This is a genomic window from Paenibacillus sp. JJ1683, assembly GCF_053006485.1.
The window spans coordinates 3,644,839-3,658,324 of the sequence record NZ_CM129820.1; the positions used below are offsets into that span (position 1 = coordinate 3,644,839).

The window sequence follows — 13,486 nt, forward strand, 5'->3', positions numbered from 1 at the left end:
TCGATTGCCTCCCAGCATGTAGAAACTTCTCATTTACGTATGAATATATTGAAGATTTCATTGGCGGCCTCATCAACAGACATGGCGTCGTTCATCATTTCATCCAAGAGTCTGCCGCACAATTGATCATCAAAATCTACATTGCTTTCATTTTGCGACAGTAATCCGTGGGCTTTTAATTGATCCTTGCTATCCGAAGTCCAATAATGCTCTTTTGCAAATGGGTAGGTTGGCAGGCTGATACGGTGAGGTACCTTCCCCGTATAAACTTTTTCCCAATCCAAATTTAGCCCTTTGGCCCACAGCTCCAGAAGCTTTGTATATTTCCTTTTGGAAATCCAATGTTCAATCAGTTGTTGCAGGTCTTCGTCCCCCGTAAAAATGGACAACGCTTCTTTGTTGCGTTTTACTTGACCTCTATACAGGTTGAGTATGCTGTGGCGTCCGTCCACAAATTCCTTTAATTTCTCCTCAAGATCTGTGATCGAATCCACGAGCATGGCTAGACGCTCCTCCATCGGTTCGCGTCCCACCTGGAGCGTATAGGCAATATCCAATATGCTGGCCGAGGATAGCTGATCCTGAAGAGCCTCAAGCAGCTGTCGTCCTTTTTCCTTAAGCTGCTCCTCACTCTTGGCTGATAGCAAGATCATCGCAGGTCCCTGAGAAGCAGGTTCTATTCCTGATGGCTCCTGAACCTCGGGAATATACTCTTCAATCACGATATGAGCGTTGGCCCCACCTGCACCGAAAGACGATATTCCAGCCCGTCTCGGACACTCCTGAGTGATTCCATCGGTTGTAATTACAGGTCTCTTCCATTCTTCTAGATTCTGCTGAACGACAAAAGGAGTATTGCTGAAATGAATTTCAGGATTCAACTTCCTAGAATGTAAGGACGGTACTAACTGGCGATGCTTAAGCTGCAGCAATATTTTAGTTACTCCTGCAATGCCTGCTGCGCTCTCGGTGTGACCAATATTGGATTTGACCGAACCTATGGCGCAGAACTGCTTGTCTTGTGTGAATTTCTCAAAAGCCCTGGTCAATCCGGCAATTTCAATAGGGTCTCCCAAAGCCGTGCCGGTTCCATGGGCTTCAATATAACTGATGGTTCTTGCATCAACATTCGAACGCCGTAGCGCATCCTCAATCAGTTGAGATTGAGCTTGAGGGCTAGGCACGGTATAACCACTGGTTTTACCTGAAGCATTGAGCATGCTCCCTTTGATGACACCATAAATATGGTCACCGTCTGCAATAGCCTTCTCCAGCGGCTTTAACACGATAGCGCCGACGCCTTCCCCATCAACGAATCCATCCGCTTGGTCTCCAAACGACTTACATTCGCCAGTTTTCGAAAGCATCGTCATCGCTGACAGCTTGATATAGTGGATTGGGTCTACGATCAAATTGACCCCTCCGACAATAGCGCACTCGCTGATACCGCTATACAGACTTTCCAAAGCTAGATGGATAGCCGTCAATGAGGAGGAACAAGCGGTATCGATGGTCATACTTGGACCTTGGAAATCCAAATGATAGGATATCCGATTGGAAATAGAATTGTATTGAGGTCCCAAACCGTAATTTCCATTCATCACGCCTGCGAATACGCCCACTTTACGACTCTCACAAAGATTGGCAGGGGTATATCCGGCATCCTCTATACTTGCGTATGCAGCTTCCAGAAAGAGCCGTTCCTGCGGGTCCATAGTTTCGGCTTCTGCAGGAGAAATCTTGAAAAATAGCGGATCAAATAAATCGATTCCATCGATAAAGCCGCCTGATTTCGTATAGATGGTACCTCGTTTTCCTTTTTCTTCGTCAAAGTAGGTCTTCCAATCCCAACGATCTTTCGGAATTTCAGTGATGCAGTTTTTACCCTCTTTTAGGTTGTTCCAATATTCCTCTACATTACGAGCTCCTGGATAGCGCCCGGACAAGCCCACAATCGCAATATCTCTGATATTAGAGGAGTGCTCCTGCGGCTTCTCACCTTTACTGGCAGACGGCTTAAGAAAGCGTCCTTCCTGTGCAAACCTCATCGGGGCAATATCGACTACCTGTGGAGCAGGGACTTCTTCCACTCTGGAAGTTTCTTCGCTCATCTCTGTCTCCTTCATACCTACCAGCTTCTTCAACGAATCCTTTTGCGTTTGAAGCAGGTACGCTACCAGATCATCTATGGTGTTGTACTCAAAAAACAGGGTGCTGGCAAAATCCTCGATCACTTCACGCAAAACATTGGTGATTTGCACAACCAATATCGAGTCGATCCCGTACTCTTCCAGGGCAACCGTAGAGTCGATGCTTCCCGGTTCCATTTTTAGAGTTTCGCCAAGTAAATTTTTAAAGTAGGCCGTACTTTTGCTGCGCAGCACATTATCTGATTCCGCTGATTTCGCCTGTACTGCCTCTCTTTTGGGCTGAGCTGATTGTTTTATTGATCCTGCTTCAACGGTTCTATTCTCTACCGATAGGGATTTCTGCTTTGGCTGTCGCTTTTGCCGAACCAAGCCATCGCTTTGGGCTGCAACGATCTGCTGGCCCCAATCATGCGCCTCCTGCGCCGGGAAAAACGCTGTGTGAAAGCCTTCTTTGGCCAATACGCTTTTCCATACGTGAGGATAAAGTCCAGGGCAGCCGGGAATACGCAATTCCGAATCCTCATAAGCCCACCAGCCATCCAGCAATCCGAAGGTAAGGTGGGTAAACACGCTGCTGCCCATGAGTTCATTTAATAGAAGCAGGCCGTTGCTTTTCAAAACCGCTTTCGCATTACGCAATGCCTGGCGAATATCTTTTGCCGTATGAAGTACATTGGCAGCAATGACAATATCATATTTACCTGCATCAATACCTTGTCCAGCAATAGGTTCTTCCACATTAAAGATTCGATAACTAAGATACGGATTGTCTGGCCCGTACTCTTTCTCCGCATGCATCAAAAAGGCCTTCGAAATATCGGTATAACAATATTCCTGAATGTGTTTGCGGTATGGCCGTAATTTGAGGAATACGGTGTTGCTGGTTCCTCCGGTGCCTGCTCCGATTTCGAGAATTCTGATTTCTGCAGCAGAGTTGCTCATAATTCTCTGCTGAACATAGGCGGCGATCGTATCGGAAAGAACTTCATTAAAATAGTCAGCTACCAGACTGTCTTTATAAATCCCTTCCACTAATTCCATCGAGGAATTGGGGAACATGATTTCCGTTGCAGGACATTGGCCGGTAATAATTTCAGGCAAGGCCCGCAGCGTTGTCTCAGCCAAATGTACCCTCGCCCGCATCTGCGGATATTTTTGCCATGTATGCTTGTGCTCTTCCCATTCCTGCCAGACATCCTCTCGGTAAGCCGGGCTGGAAGCATTTCCATCTGTAAGAGCATCATTCAGCCGTGCCAAAATCTTTACACTCTCACCTAGCCATTTGCCGTATAACTCAGGCAGTCCATGCTTATGTTTGAACTCGTCAACAGACTGACGATCTGTCCCTGACAGCCCCATGGACCAAAGCTGCTCCTGCAACAGCTTGCCCAGAAGGTGTTCCAATTCCTCTTCCTGCAGGCTACCAGCATCCTCTGCCGCATAGTCCTCGGCAAACTGGTCTTTTGATTTGATTACTGCAGCCATACTTTCTTGTATATCCCGAAGATCGGGATCCGTGTTGTGCGGATATAGGCCAATGGCTTCCGCCGGATTAGTCCCTTCCAAATCTAAATGTTTTGTTGTCTTCATCAGCCCTACTTGATTCAATGGTGAAGCAAGCAACGTCTCAAGTGCCTCCATCCCCTCGTGAGGCTCAATAAGTCCGACGCCGATCTGCGCTAGTTTTGAGTAATTATCGACTTCTTGCTGCCTGTCTTGGGAGGTATTGTTTGCGTCGTTCCCCCAGTATCCCCAGTTCATGACTTTCACCGGGCAATGCCATTCCTGTGAAAGCCGCTGCGCAAACGCATCCTTAAATGTACATCCGGCAGCATAGCTGCTTTGTCCCGGATTTTTTACATAGGCAATAATAGAAGAGAAAAACAACACGAAATCCAGCGGTTCATTTTGAAAAACCTGAGCCATACGCACACTGACATTGACCTTTGCTGAAAGCCCGGACCGGAGCCCTTCCTCCGTCAAATCTTCCAACCCCTTCTCCAAAAAGGCAATGGCAGAGTGGACTACGCCGTTGATCTTGGAGTACCGCTGCTTTATCTCCTCATATGCCCCCTGCAGCGACCTTTCATCTGCTGCATCTGCCGTAATATAGTATGGAACAGGTCCGTGGCCTTTAAATTCGTCCAATTTAGCCTGGATGGACGCGTCCTTTGGCCTTCTGCCTATCCACACCATCTGGGCCTGATAGGTCGAAGCCATATACTTGCTCCACGCCACTCCGATGTTGCCTGCACCACCGATAACCACATAGACGCCTCCGGTTTTGTACAGCGTTTGTCCTTTTGAGCCTGGAGTCTGTTTAAACGGAATCAGCTGCTGGCGATACCACTGCCCGCCTCTGAAAACCCACATCCGACCCTGACGGTCCGAAGGCAACGTAAATAGTTCGGATAACGGCCAGTCATAGTCGGATTGCAGGTCTATGATACGAACCTTCCAGTTCGGATTTTCCTTGGCCATCGTGCCTACCAACCCATGCAAACTAGCGTGGGCCGGGTGGACTGTATCGTCCTGATCGATCGACTGAGCCTGGGTGGTTATAGTTGTCCAGCCTAGTTTTTTCGTCCCATACCCCAGTAGGAGCAGCGCCTTGACCATCCTAAAGAAGAGCAAGACTCCGGGCTCCTGTTCCTCAATCAAGGATTCAGCAGTGACCGATTCGACAGAAATCGTAGGTGCAACCCACAGTATATGGTCAACGGCTCCATATTCTTCAACCTTTGAGGCAACCGTTTCTATGGAATCCTGCGCCTGCAGCTCCAAAAAATGCGCCTTCGGATAATATTCCCGGATGGCCTGTCTATCTTTGTCCGTACCACCTGCAATGACCATTCGGTCTATCGACGATGGGTAAACTGTATCCTTTTTAAGCGTAACCGGGTCCCATTTGGGGATGAGCATAACGGCTCCTACAAGCGGATCGGAGGCATGATCTCCTGCAACTACGCCTTGTGCATGCTCAGTGCGGATATCTCCGTCCAGCGCTCGGGTGGATAATCCCGTTATTCTGACACAAACGTTCCCTTCCTCATCACATAAGTCGATATTGAGCTTCTGTACCTTGTCCTCTCTCTTGCTGCCCTCGCTGTATTGAATCAACGACCACATATTCTGGGTGCATGCCCCATGGATTTCGATCTCTTGAAGGGCGAATGGCATAGAAGGCGTATTGGGTACTGTGCTGTCCGGCAGCTCTCCATCTTGACCCATGATTAATCCAATGGATGCATGCAAGGCCGCATCCATTAGGCTAGGGTGAAGAACAAAGCTGTCAGCCGAATCGGAGAGCACGGAGGGCAATGCCAGCTTGGCCAGCATCTTTCCCGGACGTGTATACACTTTCTCCACACACCTGAAGGCTGGGCCGTAATCCATGCCAATTTTTTGGAAGATATCGTAGCAACGCTCCCCCTCAAATCCGTGTAGATCAAATTCTGCCTGTAATGCCTCTAGGTTAAGCACTGGCTTTTGTTCCACGTTAAACTGCACCGCATTGCCCTGGCTGTGCACGGTATGTCCGATATCGCTTCCTGCTTGCTTACTATATACCTCAAAGCTGATTTTTCCCGCGTCTTCCAAAAATAGGCCTGTGTGTACGGGGAATGGCTGATCTTCGACCACAATTGGCCGAATCCAGTTTACATTTTTCAACCGGATTCCTGTTGTGCAGTTGTCCTCATCTCCTATAGAGCGTTCCACAGCCGCCCGCACCATCTCAAGATAAGCGACGCCTGGTAGAATCCGTTGGCCTTTTACCGTATGATCCCTGAGGAAAAATTCCTCGCCTGTAAACGTTGAGCTGAACCGCTGCTTCAAAAAGTTTGAGGTGTTGTGATGCAGTAAAGGTGATAAAAATGTAGACTGGCCGAGAGCGGCTGTCATGCCATCGCCCTTTACCTGGTTTACGGGCACCCAATAGCTTTCTCTGGCGAAAGGATAGGTTGGCAAACTAATTCTGTGAGGCTTCTTTTCCCCATAAAGCCTGTTCCAGTCCAAAAGCAGTCCTGTCACCCAAAGCTCGGCGAGCTTTCCATATTTACCTTTGCTCACCCATGCACCCACCATTTTAGCCATATCCTCATCGATTTCCTGAGTGACCAATACTCCTTTGTTGCGCTTTACCTGTCCTCTATACAGTTCTTCTATACCTTCCTTTTCCAGCAGGAAGCTTTCCAATTTCCAATCCAGCTCTTGGATGGATGTGGCGATGATCGCAAGCCGTTCTTCCATCGCTTCTCGTCCGATCTGCAGCGTGTAGGCGATATCTGCGAGACCTATACGCGGGTCATTCAGCTCTCTAATGGCAGATAGCAATCTTTGCGCCTGCTCGTTCAGCCTTTCCCTGTTCTTGGCCGATAGCACAATCATGGCAGGATGAAGAGACGCAGGAGCAGCTTGCAGCTGACCAGTCTCTGCTGGAATGTACTCTTCAATTACCACATGCGCGTTAGACCCACCTGCCCCGAAGGCCGAAACTCCTGCCAACCTTGGATATTCCTTGATTTCACCATCCATGGATACGACAGGTCTTTTCCATTCCTCTAATGTCTGCTGTACTTTAAAAGGACTATCACTAAAATCGATGTTGGGATTTAACTTGCTTGAATGCAGTGAAGGCACCAATTGTTGATGTTTCAACTGCAACAGCACCTTTGTCACTGCGGCAATACCGGCTGCGCTCTCACAATGTCCGATATTAGACTTGGCAGACCCAATTGAACAGAACTGCTTGTCTCTGGTGTATTCCCGGAACACCTTTTGTAAGCCTGCAATTTCAATTGGATCACCCAGAGGAGTTCCTGTCCCATGCGCCTCTATATAGCTAATGGTTCTAGGGTTGATTCCCGCCTCCTGAATAGCCTGCCCAATCACGCTAGCCTGTGCGTTAGGGTTGGGTACAGTATATCCATTGGTTTTTCCTCCGTGATTCACTGCAGTACCTTTTATGACGCCATATATCCGGTCTCCATCTGCTATAGCTTTGGCCAGCGGCTTGAGCAGCAAAGCCCCGACTCCTTCTCCTGGCACATATCCGTCACCCTGTCCGAAGCTTTCACACCGCCCATTGCTTGATGCAAAGCTTCCCTGTCCTAGTAATAGATATTTGTTAGGATGGACGGAAACGTTGACTCCCCCTGCAACCGCCAGTTCACATTCTCCATGCTGCAGTCCGTGACAGGCCATATGGATTGCTGTCAGTGACGAAGAGCACATGGTATCCACAGCGATACTTGGTCCATGAAAATTACAAAAATACGATACACGGTTGGCAACCGCCGAAGCATTCCCGAGAAGCCCGAGCATATTCCCTTTGGCTTGTTCCTGGGCTCCATAAAGCTGATATTCGTGATACATTACTCCGACATAAACGCCAACATTGCCTTCCATGCCGCCAAGTCCCCGGTCTGCACCAAGAGTTTCGCGCGTATAGCCCGCATCCTCTATGGTTTCATACACACATTCCAGGAATAGGCGCTCTTGAGGGTCCATCGTTTCCGCTTCTCTTGGCGAAATGTTGAAAAACAACGGGTCAAACCAGTCCACCCCATCGATGAACCCTCCCCACTTGCTGTAGGTTTTCCCGGGCTTCCCTTTAGTTTCATTAAAGTACAGGCTGTGGTCCCAACGCTCCTTGGGAATCTCAGTGATGGAGTCCTTCCCATCCCTTAGATTTTTCCAGAACTCCTGGATACCTGCTGCCCCCGGATATCTTCCCGATATCCCTATAATGGCAATGTCCAAGCCCTTCTCTTCCTGATGGGGCTGCGTACCTGTCGGGAAAGGCCATGGACGTCTGCGACTCGCAGCGATCGGAGCCAAAGGCTCTATTGCTGCTTTTGCAGGTTCGTTCGCCACTTTATGAGGAGCCGCATTCTTCTCCTGCGCTTTTAAAACGTCTACCAGCCGGCCATGGTGCGATTCAAGGAAATATCCAGTTAATGAGCGGAGATTATGATATTCAAAAAATAATGTCTTCGGCAGTGAGCCAAACGTTTTTTCCAATTCATTTGTGAGCTGCATGACCAATATGGAATCAATCCCATACCTGTCCATAGGCGCATTTACATTTATACTTTCAGCTGGCAGCTTGATTACAGCCGAAAGCAATGTTTTCAAATAGTCTTCAGCTTTTTCTCTTAGCCATTCTTCGCCGATAATCGAGGCTTCCCCATCTTCCATTCTGGAACGGCCTGAAATCTCTGTTCCTGAAGGCTGTCCCAGAATGGCCGTCTTAATCGTTTGAGGATACCCTTCGATAACCATAACCTGGCTTTTACCGGAAGATAAGCTTTGATACAAAGCCTTTATTCCACTCTCTGTTTCCATGGCAATCATGCCCAGACCTTGCATTGCCTTTTCCGTTTCCCCATCGACATGCATCCCACCGTCCTTCCACAACGGCCAGTTGATCGACAGCGTGTGCCCCTGGCGTTGCTTGCCTGCCGCCAAAGCATTTCGATAAGAAGCATAAGCATCCATAAAGCCATTGGCAGCAGAGTAGTCAACCTGACCTACATTGCCAACACTTCCGGCGCCGGAAGAAAACAGGATAAAGAAATCCAGAGGCAGGGAGCTGCTGGCCTGATCCAGATGGATCAACCCTGAGACTTTGGGAGTCAGCACTTCTCTAACTTCTTCTATCGTCTTTTTGATGATGAAGTTGTCCCGTATCACTCCTGCTGTGTGCAAAATACCGTTAAGACCGCCATATTGCTCGACGATGCCATGAATTAACTCGGTGACCGCTTCCTTTTGACCCACGTCCACCTGTCTGTACTCTATATGACCTTCCAGCGCTTCCAATTCGCTTAACAAGGTCTGTTTATCCGCTGACAGAGGTGATCGTCCTACCAGTACGACGGTGGAGTTTTTCACATTGCACAGGATGTCTCTGGCAAAAATCAGTCCCAGGCCGCCTAGACCGCCAGTGATGAGATAGGTCCCTCCATCTTTCCATGGCTGGGCTGCATCTTCACGCAAGGTTTCAATTTCTTGCCACTTTAAAGCCTGTCGCTTGTCGCCATGATATCGTATCCGTTCGCCGTACTGGCCGTAACGGTTCTCTTGTATTTTTGCAATAATCCCCTCAGGACCATCCTTGGCATTAAGCTCTAGCAGTTGACCCATGACATTCGGGTTTTCTTTCTGGGCGGTTTGCAGCATGGCAAAGAACCCGGAATAAACCTGGTGGTCATTTCGGGCAGGGACTGCAATTTGCAGCAAAGTTTTTTGTTTGTGTATGTCCAGCATTATATTTTGCAATTCTTCAAATATCTGAATAGTGTAGTCTTCAAACCGCGCATCCAAGTCATTACTCGATGACTGTAAAACAATGCAGCGAGTACCATCCATACGAGCTGCAATATCCTTTCTGGAAATACCTTCAAATTCGCACAGGATCACAATATGCCGTATATCTTTGAACGCGTTCTCTCCTGCAAGGACTGCCTCCTCCTCCCAGACCGGCTCCAGCATGAGTGTGCCCACATTCTCGACGAAATCTGCTTGCCCTGCTCCTTTTTCCAGTTCTCTGGATGAGAGCCCTTTGAGCTGCACACAAATCTTTCCGGTCTCGTCGCAGAGATCGATATGTACTATGCTCAATCCATTTAGTGTCTCCTCACTCGCTTGTCTGGAAATCCGTGCCCACATCACAGAAGTGCATTTTTCGAATATTTTCAGTTCCTGCAAGGCAAAGGGTACCGAGAGGTTGCCTTCAGACACATGTTCTTCTCGATCCATCACCAACCCGATTGTGGCCTGCAAGGCTGAATCCATTACAGCCGGATGCAATACAAATTCACTTTGGGTATGAGATACATTGGATGGAAGGGACAGCTTTGCCAGCACGAAATCCTTTCCCCGTAAGATGGTCTCGATCCCCCGGTGTCCCGGGCCATAGTCTATTCCCATAGCTCTGAAAGCTTCATAGCATTGGCTTGAAGATAGTGAACTGTGAATACATTCTGCCTGTAAAACACTCAGGTCCAGGTACTGCGGCTCACCGCTTCTCTCCAACACAGCTATCCCCTGGCTGTGTATAATATCTTCGGCGTTTTCTTCCACGCCGCTGTATATTTCAAACGCAATCTCTCCATCGTCCTGAGGATATAGGCTGGTGTGTACCCTGATCGGTTTGTTAGCTACAACGATGGGCTGAGCCCATACTACATTTCTCAGTTGAATACGGGTCTCACTCTCCATGACATCCCCTGCTGCTTCTTCGACGGCCGCTCGCACCATTTCAAGGTAAGCCACCCCAGGTAATGTCGGTTGGTCCATAACTCGGTGATCCGCTAGGAAAAATTCCCGGCCTGTAAAGGTAGAGTCGTAGCGCTGCCCGAAGAGATCGGAAGTATTTTGATGCAGCAAAGGGTGAATTTGGGCGGTCATAGCCGGGTTTATACTCTCCTGCCCTATGTCTGTCTCAGACAACCAATAGCGTCCCCTCTCGAAAGGATAGGTCGGCAGACTGATTCGCTGGGGCTTGGTTGCCCCATAAAGTGCATCCCATTCAATAGTTGCGCCATTAGTCCATAATTTGGCTACTTTATCAATTCTTTTATTTTGAAGCCAGGTCCGAACGAGGGTTCCAGTATCTTCGTCAGAATCAAAAAGTTCAATATCGTCTCTAGCATCGTCCACTTGTCCAGTTAACACCTTGTCCGACGAGTTGCCATTCACAAAATGTTCCAGCTCATCGACCAGATTTTCTCTTGAATCCGCCAAAAACGCGAGGCGCCAGTTCAAAGCCTCTCTGCCCACTTGCAGGGTATAAGTCAGGTCTGACAGTTTAGTGCTTTCGTGCAATTTAACAAATTCCATCATGTCGGCGGCATAGGATTTCAGGGCTTGTTCGCTTTTGGCAGAAAGTACAAATAGCACTGGGTTGTCTTGATCGACTGGGTTCAGCTGCACCTCAGAGGTTACAGGCACATATTCTTCAATAACCATATGCGCATTAGTACCGCTAAACCCGAAAGCACTGACGCTTGCACGTCGAGGTATCCCCGGTTTGGACTCCCACTTTTGTAGCCCAGTGTTAATGTAAAACGGGCTTTCCTCCAAAGAAATATGTTCATTTAGGGATTCAAAATTGATGGTTGGCGGCAATTGCCGATGTTTCATGGCGAGAAGCACTTTCATTATGCCAGCTACTCCGGCCGCTGTTAGCATATGTCCCATATTGCTTTTCAGCGATCCCAGCGCGCAATAGCCCTTTTTGTTCGTATAGGATCGGAAAGCTTCGGTAAGCCCTTCCACTTCGATCGGATCGCCCAGTTTGGTACCTGTCCCATGGGCCTCTACCATAGAGATCGTTTCAGGATTAATATTGAACCGCTGGTAAACCTCACTTTCAAGCGAAATCTGTGAATTTACACTTGGAGCAGTAATGCCGTTGGTTTTCCCATCCTGGTTCATTCCCCATCCCCGGATAACCCCATAGATGGAGTCCTTGTCCCTGATTGCATCAGAGAGCCGTTTTAATAAAATAACGCCAACCCCTTCTCCAGGGACAAACCCGTTTGCACGGGCGTCAAAAGTAAAGCATCGTCCATCCTTGGACAGCATTCCTGCTTTGCTGGTCATGACATGCATCCCTGGCCCTGCCATGATCATTACTCCGCCCGCCAAAGCAAGATCGCTTGTTTCTAAAACAAGGCTGTTGCAAGCTTCAGCTATAGCTACCAGAGAGGAAGAGCATGCGGTATCAATCGCCAGAGAAGGGCCCTTCAAATTCAGCAAATACGAAATCCGGGCCGATAAAATGGAAGGAGCTCCTCCCATAAGAACCTGCGCATTCAACCCCTGTCCGCTCATAGACCTTCCATAATCACTAGCTGCACAACCTACAAAAACACCGCAACGGCTCCCTGACAGTGAGGCTGGATTCAATCCGGCATCTTCAATGCATTTCCAGCTACTTTCCAGAAATAGACGCTGTTGAGGGTCCATCATCTCTGCTTCCGCAGGAGATATATTAAAGAACAACGGGTCAAATCGATCTATATCCTCTAGCACACCCATCCACTTGCTATAGGTTTTCCCCTCAGCCTTGGGATCAGTATCATAATATTCATCAATGGACCAGCGTGTTGAAGGAATTTCCGATATACAATCCCTGCCCTGAGCCAGGTTATCCCAGAACTCAGTCAATGTCTTGGATTTGGGGAACTGACCCGCCATGCCAATAATTGCGATAGAATCCTTCTCCTGACCATGCGGCATACTGGGCACAGATTTTTTCATATCCGCCTGCTTGAGCAGTTTATGCGTACCATCGCTATTCGGAAGTTGTCCATAGGCCGTCTGAATCCGTTCCTTGACCTCTTGCTGATTCACAAACGTTTTGTCCTGCATTTTTATTTCTTTCTCAATCGTTGCCGCCAGCTTTTCTCTAATCGGCTGAGCCATATGGTTTTTCAGCTCAATCAATGACTCTCTTGGCGACTCGGACAGTTTCCTTGCCAGCTGCATTGCGTACGGTACCACTTCATTTCTCGGCAGAACAGGAAAAGGAGCCCCTTTGGACTCCAGTTCTGAACCGCTATATCTAGTACCAGTGAATAAAATTTCCTGCGCCATGCTAACTCCGAATTTTTCAGGAAAAATGAGGGTTGAGCCCGCACCGGGAGTAAAGCCGTATTTCATAAAATTAGTAGTGTAGATGCTTTCTCTACTCATCACGATAAAATCGCAAAACATCCCCATGCACCAGCCTGCGCCAATTCCATGTCCCTGCATAGCAGCAATGACTGGCAGCTTGCAATCCAGTGCAATCTTGTAAACATTGGTATCGCTATATTTCGCCTTTCCCTCATGAATGGCCAGCAATCCCTCCTGCGTACCCCCTGTGGCAAAATAGGTGTCATATCCCGTCAGAATCACAACTTTATAATTCTCGTTAGCCTGCACCGTAGCGAACGCCTGGTTCAGGCCCACAATCAGTTCATCGGAAAATGTATTTTTGTGCACGGTATCCTTCATTGTTAACAGGACAATGCCATGCTCAAATTCCTGCAATTGAACCACAGGCGGCACTTCCGTTTCGCCGTTGCTCTCCTTCTCCGGTCCGTGAAAGCTGTCCAATGGCTGTAGCGAAAGAGACAATTCCTCTATAGTTGATTCCTGTGATCGGACTTCCAATGATTCATCCAAAGATTCATCCGAAAGCCCGCCCATCAATTGGCGCAATCGTGCTTCGGCATCTTCAGAATTTATTTCTCCTGTTTGTACCGCACGAAAAATATCTTTTGGATCCATAAAAATGCCCTCCTAGCCGTATGAAATAGGACGAATATCGTGTCGGCAAT

1 protein-coding gene is annotated in these 13,486 nt (G+C 48.3%); it reads right to left on the reverse strand.

Annotated elements, in window-relative coordinates; translation table 11 throughout:
- Positions 1-29: 29 nt before the first annotated feature.
- Entirely contained in the window at positions 30-13,436 is a 13,407-nt protein-coding gene (locus ACUC6J_RS15660) for an SDR family NAD(P)-dependent oxidoreductase (RefSeq protein ID WP_447249078.1), read from the reverse strand.
- Between the last annotated feature and the right edge of the window lie 50 nt (positions 13,437-13,486).